This window comes from Polaromonas sp. (genome assembly GCF_039930745.1).
Lineage (GTDB): Bacteria > Pseudomonadota > Gammaproteobacteria > Burkholderiales > Burkholderiaceae_C > Polaromonas.
Genome location: NZ_JBDTTH010000085.1, coordinates 1 through 18,810, shown reverse-complemented (window position 1 = coordinate 18,810; position 18,810 = coordinate 1). Strand labels below are relative to the sequence as shown.

Annotated in this window: 18 protein-coding genes; 10 read left to right on the top strand and 8 right to left on the bottom strand. The window is 63.1% G+C overall.

From position 1 onward, the window contains the following. Nucleotides 1-209 (top strand): demethoxyubiquinone hydroxylase family protein (locus tag ABI660_RS19195; protein WP_348071090.1); only part of this gene is annotated, 209 nt, incomplete at its 5' end. Nucleotides 210-274: 65 nt separating this feature from the next. Here ABI660_RS19195 and ABI660_RS19190 read toward each other — a convergent pair. After that, on the bottom strand, nt 275-745 hold the full coding sequence (locus ABI660_RS19190) for an OsmC family protein (protein WP_348071088.1): 471 nt from the start codon (nt 743-745) through the stop codon (nt 275-277). Nucleotides 746-988: 243 nt separating this feature from the next. On the opposite strand from ABI660_RS19190, the gene ilvA reads away from it, so the two are divergent. From ilvA to ABI660_RS19160, 6 genes are all read left to right on the top strand, one after another. Then, a complete protein-coding gene (ilvA, locus tag ABI660_RS19185; protein ID WP_348071086.1) occupies nt 989-2,602 on the top strand; it encodes a threonine ammonia-lyase, biosynthetic in 1,614 nt (537 codons plus the stop codon). Between the two features lie 11 nt (nt 2,603-2,613). After that, nucleotides 2,614-2,868 (top strand): cysteine-rich CWC family protein, encoded by a 255-nt coding sequence (locus ABI660_RS19180; protein WP_348071084.1) that lies wholly within the window; start codon nt 2,614-2,616, stop codon nt 2,866-2,868. Next, a complete protein-coding gene (cobT, locus tag ABI660_RS19175) occupies nt 2,831-3,886 on the top strand; it encodes a nicotinate-nucleotide--dimethylbenzimidazole phosphoribosyltransferase (RefSeq protein WP_348071082.1) in 1,056 nt (351 codons plus the stop codon). The genes ABI660_RS19180 and cobT overlap by 38 nt, the downstream gene beginning before the upstream one ends. Nucleotides 3,887-4,033: 147 nt before the next feature. Continuing rightward, nucleotides 4,034-4,882 (top strand): adenosylcobinamide-GDP ribazoletransferase, encoded by an 849-nt coding sequence (locus ABI660_RS19170; protein ID WP_348071080.1) that lies wholly within the window; start codon nt 4,034-4,036, stop codon nt 4,880-4,882. After that, nucleotides 4,879-5,451, top strand: a complete 573-nt coding sequence (locus tag ABI660_RS19165) for a histidine phosphatase family protein (RefSeq protein WP_348071078.1) — start codon at nt 4,879-4,881, stop codon at nt 5,449-5,451. The genes ABI660_RS19170 and ABI660_RS19165 overlap by 4 nt, the downstream gene beginning before the upstream one ends. A 4-nt stretch (nt 5,452-5,455) precedes the next feature. Continuing rightward, nucleotides 5,456-6,424: a 5'-nucleotidase gene (locus ABI660_RS19160; protein WP_348071076.1), complete on the top strand. Its 969-nt coding sequence runs from the start codon at nt 5,456-5,458 to the stop codon at nt 6,422-6,424. A gap of 123 nt (nt 6,425-6,547) precedes the next feature. Here ABI660_RS19160 and ABI660_RS19155 read toward each other — a convergent pair whose 3' ends face one another. Then, complete coding sequence (locus ABI660_RS19155; protein WP_348071074.1) at nt 6,548-7,363, bottom strand: crotonase/enoyl-CoA hydratase family protein; 816 nt, start codon at nt 7,361-7,363, stop codon at nt 6,548-6,550. Nucleotides 7,364-7,461: 98 nt separating this feature from the next. Between ABI660_RS19155 and ABI660_RS19150 the strand changes: the two genes are divergently transcribed. After that, nucleotides 7,462-9,279 (top strand): ABC transporter ATP-binding protein/permease, encoded by a 1,818-nt coding sequence (locus ABI660_RS19150; RefSeq protein WP_348071072.1) that lies wholly within the window; start codon nt 7,462-7,464, stop codon nt 9,277-9,279. A gap of 114 nt (nt 9,280-9,393) precedes the next feature. On the opposite strand, the gene queC is transcribed toward ABI660_RS19150, so the two are convergent. The 5 genes from queC to ABI660_RS19125 all read right to left on the bottom strand — a co-directional run bounded on the left by queC (nt 9,394) and on the right by ABI660_RS19125 (nt 14,547). Beyond that, on the bottom strand, nt 9,394-10,131 hold the full coding sequence (gene queC / locus ABI660_RS19145; RefSeq protein ID WP_348071070.1) for a 7-cyano-7-deazaguanine synthase QueC: 738 nt from the start codon (nt 10,129-10,131) through the stop codon (nt 9,394-9,396). Between the two features lie 25 nt (nt 10,132-10,156). After that, a complete protein-coding gene (locus tag ABI660_RS19140; RefSeq protein ID WP_348071068.1) occupies nt 10,157-10,435 on the bottom strand; it encodes a hypothetical protein in 279 nt (92 codons plus the stop codon). Nucleotides 10,436-10,442: 7 nt separating this feature from the next. Next, nucleotides 10,443-12,572 (bottom strand): TonB-dependent receptor, encoded by a 2,130-nt coding sequence (locus ABI660_RS19135; RefSeq protein WP_348071066.1) that lies wholly within the window; start codon nt 12,570-12,572, stop codon nt 10,443-10,445. A gap of 109 nt (nt 12,573-12,681) precedes the next feature. Then, on the bottom strand, nt 12,682-13,110 hold the full coding sequence (locus ABI660_RS19130) for a CBS domain-containing protein (protein ID WP_348071064.1): 429 nt from the start codon (nt 13,108-13,110) through the stop codon (nt 12,682-12,684). Between the two features lie 144 nt (nt 13,111-13,254). Then, the gene (locus ABI660_RS19125) at nt 13,255-14,547 is read right to left on the bottom strand and encodes a D-amino acid dehydrogenase (RefSeq protein ID WP_348071062.1); all 1,293 of its coding nucleotides are present in this window, start codon (nt 14,545-14,547) and stop codon (nt 13,255-13,257) included. A 244-nt stretch (nt 14,548-14,791) separates the two neighbouring features. Here ABI660_RS19125 and ABI660_RS19120 point away from each other — a divergent pair, with 244 nt between their 5' ends. Further along, complete coding sequence (locus ABI660_RS19120) at nt 14,792-15,694, top strand: LysR family transcriptional regulator ArgP (protein WP_348071060.1); 903 nt, start codon at nt 14,792-14,794, stop codon at nt 15,692-15,694. Between the two features lie 72 nt (nt 15,695-15,766). After that, nucleotides 15,767-16,243 carry a peptidylprolyl isomerase gene (locus ABI660_RS19115; protein ID WP_348071058.1) on the top strand — a complete coding sequence of 159 codons (477 nt, stop codon included), beginning with the start codon at nt 15,767-15,769 and terminating at the stop codon, nt 16,241-16,243. Between the two features lie 199 nt (nt 16,244-16,442). On the opposite strand, the gene yccS is transcribed toward ABI660_RS19115, so the two are convergent. Next, a complete protein-coding gene (gene yccS / locus ABI660_RS19110; protein WP_348071056.1) occupies nt 16,443-18,668 on the bottom strand; it encodes a YccS family putative transporter in 2,226 nt (741 codons plus the stop codon). Nucleotides 18,669-18,810 lie beyond the last annotated feature (142 nt).

The window sequence follows — 18,810 nt, the reverse complement described above, 5'->3', positions numbered from 1 at the left end:
GCCAGGTGGAAGCGCATCTGGCCAGCCACCTGGAACGCCTGCCCGAAGGCGACCATGCCTCACGGGCCATCGTGGCGCAAATGAAAGACGACGAAGCACGCCATGCGCAGGAAGCGCAAAGTGCCGGGGCATTTGCACTTCCTGCGCCTGTTCGGGCATTGATGCGGACCGCGGCCAAGGTCATGACGACGACCGCGCATCACATCTAGACAGCTATCTTTTCGATAGCTACCCACGGTTTACCCATAAGGGCTGGGGCCCGATTTAAGCCGCCTCAGGCTTCGATCAGTTCGAAGCTGGTGGTGATGTCGGCGGTTTTGCCGAGCATGATGGTCGCCGAGCAGTATTTGTCGTGGCTCATCGCAATCGCGCGTTCCACAGCGCTTGCCGCAATGCCGCGCCCGGTGACAACAAAATGCATGTGGATTTTGGTGAACACCTTGGGATCGGTTTCGGCTCGCTCCGATGTCAGCTTGACCGTGCAGCCGCGTACATCGTGCCGGCCACGCTTGAGAATCAGCACCACGTCATAGGCCGTACAGCCACCGGTGCCGGCCAGCACGGTTTCCATGGGGCGTGGCGCCAGGTTGGCGCCGCCATTTGCCGGCTTGGCAGCGTCCGGGGCGCCATCCATCACCAGCGTATGACCGCTTCCCGTCGTTGCCAGAAAACTCATGGCCGAGCCAGAAGTTGTTGTAGCGCCTGTGCCGGCAGGGGTGCCGGTCCAGCTCACTGTGCATTCCATGAATAAACCTTATCAAGATCAAAAATATTTGCCGAAAAGAAGCTGCGAGTGTTCATTTTTCGCAACAAAGCATTGTTGCAGCGCAACATGCCTCCGCTATACTGAAATCATCGCATGAAGCTGCATTTGTTTTCATGCACAGCTTGTCTCCTCCATCCCTGAAAGGGTGGATTTACAGGCCCAGACCGCAAGGTCTGGGCCTTTTTTCTTGCCCACTATGATGTCGGGCTACGAGAAAAATACATGCCCACCCCTCCAAAACCAGCTCCCCGCCCCTCTCCTGGCGTCTCGCGGCCAACCCGCGCCAAGGCGCTCAAACCCGCCGACTACCTGAAAAAAATCCTGACGGCCCGCGTCTACGACGTCGCCGTGGAGTCCGCGCTGGAGCCGGCAAAAAACCTGAGCAAACGCGTGCATAACACGGTGCTGCTCAAGCGGGAAGACCAGCAGGCGGTGTTCAGCTTCAAGCTGCGCGGGGCGTACAACAAGATGGCGCACCTGAGCGCGGCCCAGCTCAAAAAAGGCGTGATTTGCGCCTCGGCCGGTAACCATGCGCAGGGCGTAGCGCTCGGCGCGCACAAGCTCGGGACCCGCGCCGTCATCGTCATGCCGGTCACCACGCCCCAGGTGAAGGTGGATGCCGTGAAGTCGTTCGGCGGCGAGGTCATCCTGCACGGCGACAGTTATTCGGATGCATACATCCACGCGGTCACGCTCGAGAAAAAAAACGGCCTGACTTTTGTGCACCCGTTTGACGACCCGGATGTGATTGCCGGCCAGGGCACGATTGCCATGGAAATCCTGCGCCAGATCCAGACCATAGGCAAAGGCTCGCTCGACGCCGTGTTTGTGGCCATTGGCGGCGGCGGCCTGATCTCCGGCGTGGCCAACTACATCAAGGCCGTCCGCCCCGAAGTCAAGGTCATTGGCGTGCAGATGAATGATTCGAACGCGATGGCGCTGTCTGTCGGCGCCGGCAAACGCGTGACGCTGCCGGACGTCGGCCTGTTTGCCGACGGCACGGCCGTCAAGCTGGTGGGTGAAGAAACCTTCCGCATCAGCCGCGAACTCGTCGACGAATTCATCACCGTGGACACCGATGCCGTGTGCGCGGCCATCAAGGACGTGTTCATCGACACGCGCAGCATCGTCGAGCCTTCGGGGGCCATGAGCGTGGCCGCCATCAAGCAGTACGTCGCCACCCACAAGACCAAAGGCGAAACCTACACAGCCATTCTGTGCGGCGCCAACATGAACTTCGACCGCCTGCGTTTTGTCGCCGAGCGAGCGGAAGTGGGCGAAGAGCGCGAGGCCCTGTTCGCGGTGACGATTCCCGAGGAGCGCGGCAGCTTCCGCCGCTTTTGTGAACTGATCGGCGAGCTGCCGGGCGGCCCGCGCAGCGTGACCGAGTTCAACTACCGCATCAGCGATGCCAAGGAAGCCCACGTGTTTGTCGGCCTGACCACGCATGGCAAGGGCGAAAGCACAAAAATTGCCAATAATTTCAGCAAGCACGGCTTCAAAACGCTGGACCTCACCCACGACGACCTGGCCAAGGAACACATCCGCCACATGGTCGGCGGGCACACCGACCTGTCCAACAATGAGCGCCTGCTGCGTTTTGTGTTTCCCGAACGGCCCGGTGCATTGATGAAGTTCCTGGGCGCCATGAAACCGGGCTGGAACATCAGCCTGTTCCACTATCGCAACCAGGGTGCTGACTACGGCCGCATCCTGGTCGGCCTGCAGGTGCCCAAGGCAGACAACAAGGCCTTCAAGGACTTTCTCGACACCCTGGGCTACCCGCACGTGGAAGAAACCGACAATCCGGTTTATCGCCTGTTCCTCCAGGCTTGACGAGCTTTTTCATGACAGCAGCAGGCACCAGCGCGAAACCCAACTCGTCGTGTCCCCGCTGCGGCGCCGCTTTCCGCTGCGGCATGGTGGGAGGGGACGCCGAATGCTGGTGCGTCAAGCTGCCCCACATCATGCCGGTGCCGTCCAGTTCCCCATCCACCGCGACAACCACAACCGGCACGGCGGAAGCTTCATGCTTTTGCCCCGCCTGCCTCCAGAAAATCACCGATGACCGACAACACGACACTCCGCCTGCCCGCAATTGAACCGACGGCGGACACCGCGCTGGCGGCCAAGCTGCAGCACAAGATCGACCACAAGACCAAGCCGCAGGGCGCCCTCGGCCAGCTCGAAGCCCTGGCGCTGCAGCTGGGTTTGATCCAGCGCAGCGAGGCCATCCACTTTGAATCACCGCAAATGGTGGTATTTGCTGCCGACCACGGCATTGCCAGCGAAGGCGTGTCGGCCTTCCCGCAGGCCGTGACGGTGCAGATGGTGGGCAACATGCTGGGCGGCGGCGCCGCGATAAATGTGTTTGCGCGCCAGCATGGCTTTGCCCTGCAGGTGGTGGACGCCGGTGTCGCCGCCGACCTGGCCGACCATCCGCAACTGCAACAGCGGAAAATTGCCCCGGGCACGCAGAACATTTGCGCAGAACCCGCCATGTCGCTGGAACAGACCCATGCAGCACTGCAAGCCGGCATGGCCGTGGTGCGTGAGCTGCCGGGCAACGTGGTGGCTTTCGGCGAAATGGGTATTGCCAACACCTCGCCCGCCGCCCTGCTGCTGGCCCGGCTGGCCGGCCGGCCAATCAAGGACGTGACTGGACGCGGCACAGGGCTCGACGACACACAGCTTCAACACAAGCAAGCCGTGTTGCAACGTGCGCTGGACCGGCATGCGGATGTTCACGAGCCGCTGGCCGTGCTCGCCGCCCTGGGCGGCTTCGAAATTGCCATGATGAGCGGCGCCATGCTGCAAGCCGCCAGCGAGCGTCGCGTGGTGCTGGTCGATGGCTTTATTGCCGGCGCGGCGGCCCTGGTGGCGCAAGTCCTGCTGCCGCAGGTGCAGGACTACCTGGTGTTCTGCCACCGCTCGGCCGAGCGCGGCCACCATTTGCTGCTGGCCCACATGAAAGCCACGCCGCTGCTCGATCTGGACATGCGCCTCGGCGAAGGCACAGGCGCATTGCTGGCCTGGCCGCTGCTGCAGTCGGCTGCCCTGTTCATGGCGGAGATGGCGAGTTTTGATTCGGCCGGGGTCAGCGGGAAGACGGAAACCTGAAGTCATGGCTGGTTCAGTGACGTGCCTGCACATATCCCGTTATCCCGGACTCGATCCGGGATCCATGCAGCATGTACCCACAAGCGCAGTGATCCAGCATGGATTGCGGGTCAGGCCCGCAATGACAGTCTGTGCAGGGGCAGAGTCATGATCCAGTTCTTGCGTCACTACCTGCTGGCCGTCCAGTTTTTCACCCGCATTCCGGTGACGGGCCGCCTGGCCGAATGGGTAGGCTACAGCCCGGCCATGCTGCGTGCCAGTGCGGCGCATTTTCCCGGTATTGGCTGGCTGGTCGGCGCCGTGGCGGCCGGGGTGTATGTGTTGTTGCTGTCGCTGCTGCCGCCAACGCTGTTCGCGCCACTGGTGGCCGCTGCGCTGTCTACCGTGGCTACCGTGCTGCTGACAGGTGGCTTTCACGAAGACGGACTGGCCGACGTGACCGATGGCCTGGGCGGCAGCTCCGAACGCAACCGGGCGCTGGAGATCATGAAGGATTCACGGGTCGGCGCCTTCGGAGCCATGGCGCTGGTCCTGGTACTGCTGTGCAAGCTGGCGCTGCTGGCCCTGCTCGGCTCCGCCGAGGGTGTGGCGCCCGGCCTGGAAGAAGTCCCGACCGATGCCCCCTTCAACGGCTGGCTGGTCGCGGTGGCGCTGTTTGCGGCGCACGTGGTCTCACGCACCCTGCCACTGCTTTTGATCCGCCTGCTGCCGCACGTGGGTGATGCCGCGGGCTCCAAGTCCAAACCACTGGCCGACCAGATCACGCTTGGCAGCCTGGGTATTGCAGTCTTGTGGTGTTTTTCGGCATTGGCCCTTGCGGGTTATGCGCTACCAGCTATTAATTTGATAGTAGCCTGCAGCTTTTCCATGCTCGCCCTGCTGTGGATGGCCAGGCTGTTCACGCGCCGTCTGCAGGGTTTCACCGGCGACTGTCTGGGCGCTACGCAGCAAGTCTGCGAAATCGCCTTTTACCTCGGCCTGGCCATCGCGCTATGAAGCTCTGGCTGGTGCGCCACGCCCAGGTATTGGCCGAGCCGGGCACCTGCTACGGCGCGCTGGATGTGGCGGCGAACGCCGAGAGCACCCGGCAATGCGCGCTGGCACTTGCCGGTGTACTGCCTGCGGGCGCCGCAGTTCAAAGCTCTCCGCTACAAAGATGTGAGCAGCTTGCGCAGGCGCTGATTGGGCTGCGGCCCGATTTGACACTTCAGATCGACGCCCGGCTGCAGGAAATGAATTTCGGCAACTGGGAAGGCCGGCCCTGGAGCAACATCGGGCGCGAGGAGTTCGACGCCTGGACGGCCAACTTTGCCGACCACCCTGTTGGCGGTCATGGCGAAACCGTGAGCGCCGTGATGGCGCGTGTGGCCGAGGCTTTTGACGAACTGCCCGTTGGGCCAGACACCATCTGGATCACCCACGCCGGCATCATCCGCGCCGCCCAACTTGTGGCACGCGGCATCCAGCAGGTCAGCCGCGCCGACGAATGGCCGCAGGACAGTGTGGCTTGCGGGCAATGGCGCACACTTGCGTTATCTTCTGCAGATTCCGCAGTAAACAGGTAAACCCATGGCAGCCAATCTGGACGGACAACTGGTGGTGGCAATTTCTTCGCGCGCCCTGTTCGACTTTGAAGAAGAAAACCGCGTCTTTGAAGACGGCATGGTGCAGCCGCCCCAGCCCGGTGCCAAAAAAGACGCCGCTTACATGCAGTTGCAGCTGGATCGGCTGGATGTGCCGGCCAAACCCGGCGTGGCGTTTTCGCTGGTGCAAAAGTTGCTCGCCTTCAACGACGCGCCTGCCAGCCTGGACGAAGCTTCCCCTGCAGCCAAACTGGCGCAGCGCGTGGAGGTGGTCATACTTTCCCGCAATGATCCGGTGTCGGGTATGCGGGTGTTCCGCTCGGCCCAGCACTACGGCCTGAATATCCAGCGCGGCACCTTCAACCGCGGTGAGGCGCCCTGGCGTTACCTGAAGCCGCTACACGCCAACCTGTTTTTGTCGGCCCACCTCAGCGATGTGCGCGACGCATTGGCGGCCGGCGTGCCTGCAGCGCAGGTTTATCCGCAGTCGGCCCACGCCAGCGACAAACACCCGAATGAAGTGCGCATTGCCTTCGACGGCGACGCGGTTATTTTTTCCGACGAGGCCGAACGCGTGTTCCAGTCACACGGCCTGTCGGCCTTCCAGCAGCATGAGCGCGACAAGGCCGCGCAGCCGCTGCTGGCAGGCCCCTTCAAGCCATTGCTGGAGGCCCTGCACCGGCTGCAGCAGGTGGGAACCTCCAACATGCGCATACGCACGGCCCTGGTTACGGCACGCAGTGCGCCGGCACACGAGCGTGCCATCCGCACGCTGATGGACTGGAACATCGAGGTCGATGAAGCCATGTTCCTCGGTGGCCTGCCAAAAGGCGAGTTTTTGCGAGAGTTCGAACCCGACTTCTTCTTTGACGACCAGACCGGCCATGTCAACTCGGCCTCGCAGCATGTGCCTTCGGGCCATGTGGTCAGCGGTGTGTCGAACCAGCTGTCCTGAGACGGCACCGCCCATCCTTTGTCATTGCGGACTTGATCCGCAATCCATGTCAGCAGACCTATAGGCCGGTGGTGCATCCGATATGGATCCCGGGTCACGCCCGGGATGACACCAGATGAAAGCCTAGCGCCCCCGAAACCGGGCTGCGCGTTTCTCAACAAACGAGCGCACCCCTTCGGCAGCATCTTCGCTGAGCGACAGTCCCTTTTGCACCGCGATGAAATCCTGCATCGCCAGCACGGGGCCATGCTCCACCGCTTTGAGTGCATTTTTTCGCGTTGCCACCACCGCCAGCGGCGCCTGCGCTGCAATGGCTTCGGCAATACGGACGGCTTCGTCCAGCAGCTGATCGCGGGGCAACACCTTCTGCACAAAGTTGAGGCGCAGGGCTTCGGCGCTGCCAAACTCGTCGCCGGTCAGCAGATGCAGCAAGGCATTGCCCAGACCGGCGCGCTCCGCCATGCGCAAGGTGGCGCCGCCGGTGGCCATGATGCCGCGTTTGACTTCCAGTTGTGAAAACCGGCAATCGTCAGATGCCACCACAATGTCGGCCGCCAGCATCAGCTCGATGCCCAGCGTATAGGTGATGCCCTGCACAGCCACCACCATGGGTTTGGTCCGGCGTCGGTAGCCTTCCATGCCCAGGTTCAGCGGATCGACCAGGCCCAGGGGAACGGCTTTCTCGCCGCGCTGCATCAGCGGCGCGATGGTCGGCAGGTCCAGCCCTGCTGTGAAATGCTCGCCCACGGCATGGAGCACGCCAACGCGCAGGGCCGGGTCATCGTCCAGGCGGGTGTAGGCCTCACCCAGCTCGCGGAACATCTTCGGTGTGAAACCGTTGCGCTTGGCCGGGCGGTTGATGGCAATCAGCAGCAGCGGGCCGTGCACGGTGCAGTCAATGCTGCCGTCAAGCGAAGGAGAGAGCGTGGCGGTGGTCATCCCTTCATCCTAGCGGCGCCAAGGCGGTCCACCATTCGCCAAAGCGACAGGCCGCCGCACTACACTAGGCAGCCATTTCCCCCTCCAGGATGACGCCCATGCCTTCGACGCCTCCGCCAACCGCCGTTCACGGCAAAATCGCCGCCTTCAAGGACTTCAGCAGTAAGGCCTGGGCGCTGACTAAACCCTATTTCCAGTCCGAGGACAAATGGAAGGCACGCGGCCTGCTGCTGGCCATCGTGCTGTTGAATCTTGGCGCGGTCTACATGCTGGTGCTGCTCAACGAATGGAACCGGGTGTTTTATGACGCGCTGCAGGAAAAAAACCAGCCGGTGTTCTGGGAGCAACTGGGACGCTTCACCTACCTGGCTTTTGCCTTCATCATCATTGCGGTTTACCGCTTTTACCTGACGCAGTTGCTCGAGGTTCGCTGGCGCGCCTGGATGACCGCGCATTACCTGCAGCGCTGGCTGGCCGACCATGCCTTCTACCAGATGGAGCTAGCACGCTACGCCAGCAACGAAGACAAGGCTACCGCCACGCCGGACAACCCCGACCAGCGTATTCAGGAAGACCTGAACCTGTTCACCACCTACACCATCTCCCTGAGCATGGGCCTGCTCAATGCCGTGGTCACGCTGCTGAGTTTTGTCGGCATTTTGTGGAGCCTGTCGGGCCCGTTTGCCTTCGCGCTGGGAGGAAGCAGCTTCAACATTCCCGGCTTCATGGTCTGGATGGCGGTGCTGTACTGCACCGTAGGCAGCGTGTTGACGCATTACATCGGGCGGCCACAGATCCGGCTCAACTTTCTGCAGCAACGGTATGAGGCAGATTTTCGCCACCACCTGGTGCGGGTGCGCGAGTACAGCGAATCGATTGCGCTGGACAAGGGCGAAGTGGTTGAACGCGCGCATCTGGACACGCGGTTTTCCACCGTGCTGGGCAACTACCTGACGCTGATCAAAAAGCAGAAAAACCTGATCTGGTTCACCAACTTTTTTGGCCAGGCCGCCGTGGTGTTTCCCTTCATCGTCGCCGCTCCCCGTTTTTTCAGCGGCGCCATCCAGCTCGGGCAGTTGATGCAGATCGCCTCAGCTTTCGGCCGCGTGCAGGACTCTCTGAGCTGGTTTGTCGACAACTACAGCAGCCTGGCCGCCTGGCGGGCCACCACCGACCGTTTGACCGGATTTGAAGAGAGTTTTGTGGCTCTAGCCCAGGCACAGCGGGCGCAAGCAGCTATCAATTCAGTAGCAATCAATGACTCCGCCAACAGCCTCGATACGCAGGATCTGACTTTGGCGCTGCCCACGGGGGCGGTGTTGCTGTCGGGACTTTCACTGCACGCCGAAGCTGGCGACAACGTATTGATCAAGGGCCCGTCGGGCAGCGGTAAATCCACGCTGTTCCGTGCGCTGGCCGGCATCTGGCCCTTCAGCCGGGGCCGCACGGCCCTGCCCGCCAACGCGATGTTCATTCCCCAGCGCCCCTACTTCCCCAATGGCAGCTTGCGCGACGCGCTGGCCTATCCGCAACCGGCCGCCACCTACAGCGATGCGCAGCTTCAGCAGGCACTGGAGGACGCCCTGCTGCCCAAGCTGACTCACCGGCTCGACGATGAAGACGCCTGGAGCCAGAAGCTCTCTGGCGGGGAACAACAACGCCTGGCCATCGCACGCGTGCTGCTGAAGAAACCGGCCTGGCTGTTTGCCGATGAGGCCACCAGCGCACTCGACGAAGACGCCGAGAAGACGCTGTATGAACGTTTGCTGGCCCAGACGAAACAGGCAGGCGGCGCCATTGTTTCCATCGCGCACCGGCCGACAGTGGCGGCGTATCACGGCAAGCGCTGGGAACTGGAGAAGCAGCCTGAAGGCTCGCCTGCGCTGTACACGCTCAGGGAAAGTGCGGCTCAGTAGCGCTACGCGGCCGCCCTCACCCCTGCCCTCTCCCAAGGGGAGAGGGAGTTATGCCTCTTGCCCTTTCCCAGGGGAGAGAGAGTCCGCCTGGTTCCCTCTCCCTCTGGGAGAGGGTTAGGGTGAGGGCAGCCCGGCGGGAGGAGGCGACCATGCCGCGCTTCTTCGCGTGTACCGCTCATACCCGCGCGCACGCAATTCGCAAGCCGGACACTGGCCGCAGCCGTAACCCCACGTGTGCCGGTGTTCCCGGTCGCCAAGGTAACAGGTGTGGGTGTGCTCGATGATCAGGTCTACCAGCGGCCGGCCACCCAGCACTTCGGCCAGCGACCAGGTGGCGGCCTTGTCTATCCACATCAGCGGCGTTTCGATCAGGAAGCGCTTGTCCATGCCCAGCGACAGCGCCAGTTGCATGGCTTTCATGGTGTCGTCGCGGCAGTCGGGGTAGCCTGAAAAATCGGTTTCGCACACGCCCGTCACCAGCACCTGCAGGTCGCGCCGGTAGGCCAGCGCTGCGGCCAGGGTGAGGAACAGCAGGTTGCGGCCCGGCACAAAGGTATTGGGCAGGCCCGAACTTTCCATCTTGAAAGCCGTGTCGCGCGTCAGCGAGGTTTCACTGACCTGGCCCAGCACCGCGAGGTCCAGGAAGTGGTCTTCGCCGATCTTGTGCGCCCACTGCGGAAACTGCGCCCTGATTTCGCGCAGCACCACAAGGCGCGCCTGCAGCTCCACGCTGTGCCGCTGGCCGTAATCAAAACCCACGGTTTCCACGCGTTCATATTTCGACAGTGCCTGGGCCAGGCAGGTGGTGGAGTCCTGGCCTCCGGAGAAAAGAACGAGGGCGGTGGTGTGCATGAAAAATCAGCCGACAAGGAAGCGGCTATTGTGCCCCGCGCAGCTCCAGCAGCATCTGGTCCAGCGCATAGTTGCAGTCCGCCGGGCCGCGCTGGCAGAACTTCGCAATGCCTGCCACATCCACCGCCTTGTCCATCTGGCCGGGCCGTTGCACCAGCAGGTGCCCGGCTTCTGGCGCCAGCACCTTGTACGCCGGGTAGTGGTCCGTGATCTTGCTGCTGACCAGCGTGTCCCACGAAGGCGGCGTGGGGGAACACGCTGCCAGCAGAGCACAGAGGAAGCTGAGAGAGGTTACGCGCAACATGGCAGCCCTAGAAGCGGTAGCTGGCCGACAGCGAGAGCACGTAGTTGCGGCCCGCAGCCGGCTCGAAATAGCGGCCATTGCCTTCGTTGACGATGACGGAGCCCGCGTAGCGGCGATCGGTCAGGTTGTCGATGCGGGCTGTGGCCACCAGTCGCCAGCGGTTGATTTCCGCCACATAACCCACATGGGTGCCCAGTGTCACGAAAGAAGCCGCCGCGTCGCTGTTGACATCGTTCACGGCCACGCTGCCGAGGTAGCGCGCATCCAGCCCCGCACGCCAGCCGGTGGGCGGCCTCCAGCCCACATCCAGGGCCAGCGCGTTGCGTGCCGTTCCGGGAATGCGGTTGCCTGCAGGCACCACCCCCGCAGGACAGAGATTGACATTGACCGGGCAGGCAAAAGCATCGCGGTAGCGGGCATCCAGCAAGGTGTACGACACCTGCGCCAGCCAGTGCCGCGCGGGCTCGATGCTGGCTGCAAGCTCCAGGCCGCGGCGGCGCGTGGCTCCTGCGTTCTGGAAAGTGCTGCGGCCACCGACATTGCTCTGCGTGACGATCTCGTCCTGCGTTGCCGTATGGAACACCGCCGCCGTGGCTTCAATGCGCGTGGCCGCGCCTGGGAGCGTGCGCCATTTGACGCCGGTTTCCAAGTTGTCGCTGCGCGAAGGGCGCAAGGCAAAGTTAAGGCCGGTGCCGGTCGGCCGATAGGCCAGCTCATTGAATGTCGGTGTTTCGAAACCGCGGCCGGCCGCGGCATATATACGCCATTGCGTCGATGGCGCGTAGGTGACGCCGGCAGCAGGCAGGGTGGCGCTGTAACGAACACTGCCACTGTCATTGCCGTTGGTGCCCACGATGTAGCGGTCGGTGGAACTGAAACGCACCAGGCTGTGGCGCGCGCCAGCGTTCACCGTCCAGCGTGCAGCGGGCTGCCAAGTGGCTTGCAGGTAGGGGTCCATGCTGGTGACGCGGTTGTCTTCCTCGCGGCGCAGGGTACCCTGCACGCCCAGTGTTGTTCCCTGGAAATTCTGCCAACCCCGTCGCTCTTCGTTCATCACGTCATAGGCCAGCCCACTGACGATCTCCAGCGGCTGCTGCGCCATGTGCGTGCGGTGTGTCCAGCGCAAATCGGCTCCGCCGTAGTTGCGTTCGAGACCGATCACGCCGCCCGGATGCAGCGGGTTGTTTTGAACACCGGTTGGAATAGCCTGGTATTGTGTGGTCGCACGCTCGCCGCCATACAGCATCAGGCGCAGCTGGTTGTCGGCATCAAGGCGGTGCGTGTACACCGCGCCGGCCTGGCTCTGGCGCACGGTCTTGCGCGTATTGAAGGTGTTTGCCGAGGCATCGGCACTGCGCGGTGCCGAATCGAACTGCGCACGGCTCAGGCCCAGCGGATCCTGCGCCTCGACCGACAGGGTGTTGGCCAGCAAGGTCAGCTTGCGGTCATCATCCAGCGCCCAATCGAGCCGCACATTGGCGCCCTCGCGCTCCGCGGCACTGTGCTCGCGAAAACCGCCGATGCTCAGCCGCCCGGCACTGAGCACATACCCCAGCGATCCGCTAGCGCCGCTGGCCTTGACATCAAAACGCCTGAGGCCATAGGAACCGGTGGCCACACTGCTGGCGAGCACCGGACTGCCCTGCCCCTCTTCCGTAAAAACCTGCATGACACCGCCCGACGAGTTGCCATGCAGCACTGAAAATGGGCCGCGCAGTATCTCGAGGTGCCCGACCGATGCCAGGTCGATATGTGAAAGCTGTCCCTGGCCATCGGGCATGGTGGCAGGAATACCGTCCACGTAAAGGCGCACGCCGCGCACGCCGAAAGTGGAACGCGCACCAAAACCACGCACCGAGAGCTGCATATCCTGCGCCTGGTTTTGCCGATCGCGCGCAAGCAGACCGGGCACCAGCCCCAGGCTTTCAGACAAATTGACTTGCGGCCGGCCGTCGCCACGGACACGTTCGCCGTCGATCACGTCCACCGAAGCCGGCACATCAAAGGGTGGCCGTTCCGTGCGGGTCGCCGAAACGGTCACGGGCGCAAGGGTCTGCCCGCAGGCCAGGCCATGCGCGGCCCACGCAAAGCCCAGAAGGGCAGCATGAACCGGGCAAAAAAGAGAAGGGGTTTTCACGGGCAGACCGCTTAAGTTGCGTTGATTCTGCCCGCGGCCGTGGCATCAAGGACGCAACGCGCCCCTCAACACCGGTTTTTCAACGTAATACCCAATGGCCGGAACCCGCTTATTTAGCGGTAGCCGGCTCTGAAATATCTTCCAGCACGGAGCCCACCTCTTCGTTGTCGGTTTTGGTGGCGAGATCACCCAAGGAGAAAATGCCCACCAGGTCTTTGTCGCGGCTGACCACCGGCAGGCGGCGAATCTGGGACGCGGCCATGGTTTCCATGACTTCATCCAGCGGCTGGTCTTCAAAACACCACTTGACGTCTTTGCTCATGATGTCGGAAAGCAGGGTTTTCTCGGCATCCAGGCCCTTGGCCACACCCCGCAGCGTGATGTCACGGTCGGTCACCATGCCCACGAGCTTTTGTCCATTGCAGACAGGAATGCTGCCCACATTGAGTTCCCCCATGCTTTGCGCAGCGCGGCGCACGGTGTCTGTAGGCGCAAGGGTACGAACGTTGCGGGTCATGATGTCTGCGACGGTGGTCATAAGAGGTTCCTGAAGTTGTTGCACGCAGCGACGCCGTGTGCCAAGTCAGCAAGTCTTATGGATGCGGCGGCGCGCTCCTGTCGGACAAGCGCGGTCTTGGGCGTAGGAAGGTCAAGCGCGCCGAACCTGCGTCCAGTGCAAGCTTCAGGCGATGCCGAGAAACTGGAACTGCGGCAAAGGACGCTGGCCGTCGATCAGCTCGGCGATGGCTTTGCCCGATCCGGCACCGTGGGTCCAGCCCAGTGTTCCATGGCCGGCATTCACCCAGAGCTTGCCCACCCCGGTTTTGCCGATGTAGGGAATGTTGGTCGGCGTGGCGGGCCGCAGGCCGGTCCAGAAGTTGGGTTGCCCGCCCTGGGCTTCATTGCGGGTGTCGCACACCCCCGGCAGCACCTGCTCGATGCGGTCGGCCAGCATCTGGCAACGGGCCCTGGCCAGCGGGGTGTCGAGCGCCATGCCGTAACCGGCCACTTCAATCGTCCCGGCCACCCGCAGGCTGTCGCCGAGCCGGCTGATGGCGCACTTGACTTCATCGTCAATGGCACTCACCCAGGGCGCCAGCTCGGGTTTCAACAATTTGAAAGTCGCGCTGTAGCCCTTGCCGGGATAGATGGACAAGTCCACGTCAGCGGTTCGAAGCAAGGGTGCCGACCAGGAACCGCAGGCCACCACAAAGGCATCGGCCTGCCATGACAGCAGTTCGCCGGTGTCGCGCTTTCTGAGCTGGACAGCGGCGATGGCACCGCCGGTTTTTTCCAGCCGGACGATGTCGTGCCCGTAGACAAAGCGCACACCGGCCCCTTCGCACCTTTGCGCCAGCTCCTGCGTAAACACCCGTGCGTCGCCGCTTTCGTCACTGGCGGTGTAGGTGCCGCCCACAATTCGGTCTCCAAAAGAGCGGTAGGCGGGCTCTATCTCGAACAGTTCACTGCGGCTGACGACCCGGCGATTGACGCCGAAGTTACGCATCAGCGCCGCTGCTTCTGCGGCCGAATCAAACGCCTGCTGGTCGGTGTAGTAATGCGCAATGCCGCGCTCGAGCCGGTTGTATTCAATGCCTGTGCCCTGCACGATGTCCTTGAGCGCTTCGTGGCTGTAGGCGCCCAGCGCCACAATCTGCTCGACATTGCGCCGGAAGGCCGCGTTGGTGCACTGGCTCAGAAACTGCAGCCCCCAGCGCCACTGGCGCCAGTCCAGCCGGGGCCGGAACAGCAGCGGTGCATCGTTGCGGAACATCCACTTGAGCAGCTTGGCCGGCGCCTCCGGGTTGGCCCAGGGTTCGCAATAACTCACGGAAATCTGCGCCGCGTTGGCGAAACTGGTTTCCATGGCAGCGCCGCTTTGGCGGTCCACCACCGTCACTTCGTGCCCGCACTGCACCAGATGCCAGGCCGTACTGACGCCGATGATGCCGGCACCCATCACAATGATTTTCATGGGCGTTAGTGTCCTGTCCCGCAAATAAAGGCGATATGAAATCGCCCATTCAGCCGGCATGCGGCGTTGCTCGTCGTTGCCATAGCTACGGCTATGTCGCCTCCTCGCGCCTTGCCTGACGACTGACTGGACAATTTCATTTCATCACCTTATTTACGGGGCAGGCCACTAGTCTGTATGAGCTTGCCGCAAATTAACAGCTTCGTTAAACTCTTTGCAAAATCATTAGGAAGGCTAATACCTTATGTATGACCCCCTCGCCCTGGAGTGCCTGGCTGCCATTGTGGAAGAAGGTGGTTTTGAGCGTGCCGCCCAACGCCTGAATGTCACCCAGTCGGCCATTTCGCAACGACTGCGGGTGCTGGAGGGCCAAGTGGGCGCCATCCTGATCGTGCGTAGCCGGCCGCTGAAAGCCACCTCGGCCGGCAAGCTGCTGCTTAAACACACGCGGCAGCTTCGCCTCATACGCGCCGACCTGGAGCGCGACCTGAAAGAGCTGGCGCCTGGCCTGTCGGGCGGTGTGCGCGAAGAGGAACGCATCTCGATTGCGGTGAACGCGGACAGCATTGCAAGCTGGGCGCTGGATGCACTGACCGGCCTGGTCAGGCAGGGCTTGCCGGTTGAAATCATTGTGGACGACCAGGACTTCACGCACGACTGGCTGCGCCAGGGCCATGTGCTGGGCTGCGTCACCACGCTAAAGCAAGCGCTGCGCGGCTGCAAGGTGGCCCATCTCGGCGCCATGAACTATGTGGCGGTGGCTGAGCCGGCTTACGCAAAGAAGCACTTGTCGGGCGGATTGGATGCTTCCAATTTTCGCGCCGTGACCTACGTGGCCTTCAACCGCAAGGACGACGGGCAAAGCGAATTTGTCGCCAAGGCCGTCGGGCTCAAACGCGTTGCCCTGAGCCAGCTTTTCGTGCCCAGTTCTGAAGGCCAGTTGCGCGCTGCCCTGGCAGGCTGGGGTGTCAGCGTGCTGCCGGAACTGCTGGTGCGCGGCCTGGTCAAGTCCGGCAAGCTGGTCAATGTGGCGCCCGGACATGCGTTGCCTGTGCAGCTGTTCTGGCATTGCTGGAACCTCGAATCGGCGGTACTCGATTCGATTTCCTCTGCCCTCTCGGCCGAAGCGGGCCGGCAATTGCACTGAGCCCTGCCCGGCTTTGACCTTTGCGCGAAAATAACGTCTTCCCTTATTTCATTTCCTCATCCCTTCATACCCATGAACATCGAAAAAGACACCGCCGTCACCCTGCGCTTCAAGGTTGCCGAACTCACAGGCAAGCTGATTGAAGAAAGCAAGGAACCCATGGTTTACCTGCACGGCGGCTACGGCAACACCTTGCCCAAAATCGAGGAAGCGCTCGATGGAAAAACGAGCGGCTACCAGACCACACTTGAACTGCAGCCCGAAGACGCCTTCGGCCTGCGCGATGAAAACCTGCTACGGACCATTCCCAAAAGCCAGTTTCCACCGGGCGTGAAGGTCGGCGGCCAGCTTGAAGGCCGCGACAACGACGGCAAGCCGCACGCCTTTACCGTGACAAAAATCAAGGGCGACACTGTCCTGCTGGACGGCAATCACCCGCTGGCCGGCAAGGCCCTGCGTTTCAGCCTGACCGTCACCGACGTGCGCAAAGCCACTGAAGAGGAAATAGCGCACCGCCATGTACACGGTGAGCACGGGCACCATCACTGAACCGGTGAACCAGCGGCTTGCGCCGGACATTACAAGCAAAATATGCCTCCAGCCCTTATTCCACGGGCGCAAGCAGCTATATTTTTAGTAGCAATCTGAGACCTGGCGCTGTGCAGACCGCGGCGACACAAACCACTGCATACATCTGGCAGCGGGCCTTGCAGGCAAAAACTGACGGCGTCCGGAGCGGTTGCCGGATTCAAACCGACAAGGCAACTCGCCGTTCTGCTGCGCAAAGCGTAAGCAGCCCGGCCGCCTGCTCGCGCAACTGCGGCAACAGGCGCAGGGCCAGCAGCAACAACGGCGCCTGGGGGTTTCGCTGCATCTGCGTCACCGGCGCATCGGCCGGACGCGAAAGCGCATCGAGCCACGCCAGCTCTGTGGACGTCGCCGGTACCGGCAGCGCCCGCCCGGTTTCCAGCGCGTCGGCCAGCAGGCCCAGACCGTCCAGCAAACAGGTCGCCGCGCTGGATGCGACGCTGTCGTCGTCCGGCTGCTGCTGCAGCTTGCGGTGTGCGCCCAGGGCCGACAGGTAATTCAGCAGCGTGTGCGACAGCACCAGGAACCGTGTTCCGGCGCCCGCATGGCGGCGCACATACACCGGCTCCTGGAACACCGCGTCCATGGCGCTGGACAAGGCGGCTTCGGCATTGTGTGCGTTGCGCCGCGCCAGCCGGTAGGCCAGGTGGTCCTGCTTGCCGGCGCGGTACTGCGCCATGATCTCGCCCAGGTACAAAGCCTGCGTGCGCATGGCTTGTGCGGCCATGCCGTGCAGCCGGCGCGAGTGCCAGCTGGGCAGCACCAGCCACACCGCCAGCCCCGAGATGACGCTGCCGGCCAGCGTATCCAGCAGGCGCGGCACGATCAACCCGAAGCCATCGCCCACCTGGTTGAAAGACAAGAGCACCAGGGAAGTCACCGCCGCCGTGGCCAGTGTGTAGCGGGTGTGGCGGGTGACAAAAAACAGCGCACCCGCCGCCACCGTGAAGGCCGACTGCACCAGCACATCGGGAAACAGCCGCAGCAGCGCCCAGCCGACCACCAGGCCCAGTACCGTGCCCCAGATGCGCTGAAGCAGGCGCGTCAACGTGGCGCCGTATTGGGGCTGGCAGACAAACACAATGGTCAGCAGTATCCAGAAACCATGACTGTCGCCCGTGGCCAGCATGGCGGCATAACCGGCCACCAGCGCCACACTCATGCGCAATGCATGACGCATCAGCGGGGACGCCAGGCTCCACTGGGCACGCACGCGCTGCCAGGCATCACGCGCGCTGCGAGGACGCCGGTCCAGCAGGCTGGCATCAGCGGGAAGGCGGTCGGGGAGCGGCGCCAGCGCACCCCCCAGCACGCGGTGCAGCCCCTCCAGGTTGGCCGCCAGGGCGCGCAGTGCACGCAGCGGCCCGGCCGCCGGCGTAGCCTCGTGCGCCTCGACATGACGGATGGCAGCCGCCAGGTCTTCGAGGGCGCGCGCCGTGGCACCGCCACCTGTCACCCCGCCGTGCGGTTCAACGGCCTGCGCCAGCAGGAGGCAGTCCTGGCCCAACAGCGCCACCACGCGCTGGCAGCGGTACAGCACATCGCTGTGAAAAAAGGCATTGGCCAGCACGTCGTAATGCTCATGCGAGGACGTGATCCGCTCATGCACGTCCTGGGCCACGAAGTACAGGTGCAACGCCTCACCCAGCCATGCCGGCGTGCGGCCCGGTTCCGTGCGGATGAACAGGCTTTCCTTGACAAGGTTCAGCGCCTCGACCACGCGGCCGTTGTGCAACGCCAGCGCCAGCCGGCGTTGCTCCAGGTCGATACCGCGCACGGGCTCGAACAGCCGGGCCTTCAAGCGCAGGTAGCTACCCAGCACCTCGTACAGGCCGGCCATGTTTTGCCGCACCGGCAGCATGGGCAGGGCCGCCGCCCACAGCACTGAAACCGTCCCGTACCAGGCGGCACCGGCCAACAACCAGGCGACCGGCCATTGCGTCATGGGCGGGCCGGAAGACGAAGACGGTAACGACGGCGGCGCGGCCGCCAGTGCGGTGTAGATCGCCAGGATCAGCGTGGCGATGGCCATCGCGCGGTAACGTTCGCCCAGCGCGCCGAGCAGGGTGAGCCCGAACGCCGCCAGCCCCAGCACCGCCGCCAGCAGGCCGGGGTACGGCAGGCTGGCCTGCACCACCAGCGCCATCACGGTGAAACACAGCAGCGTCGTGAACTGGGCACGGATCTGGCCGCGCCAGCTGTCGTCACTTTCGGCCAGAGCGCCAGCGATCACGCCCAGCAGCAGAGGAATGACCGCCTGCATCTGGTTCAGCCACCAGCCGCCAAACACCACGCTGGCCAGCGCCAGCAAGACACGCATGCCCCGTGAAACCGCTTCGCGCTTCAAGGCAGACCGCCAGACTTCGCGCCACTCGTCCATCATCATGCGCACCTTTTTTCCCTTGCCAGGCAGCTGTCATGCAAGGATCGCGCCGCACACGCAAATCGGGGAGGCCCTCATCCTAACCCTCTCTACAGGGACTTCCCAAATAGTCAACAGCAACGCATTTTATTTTCTCTTGACAAGC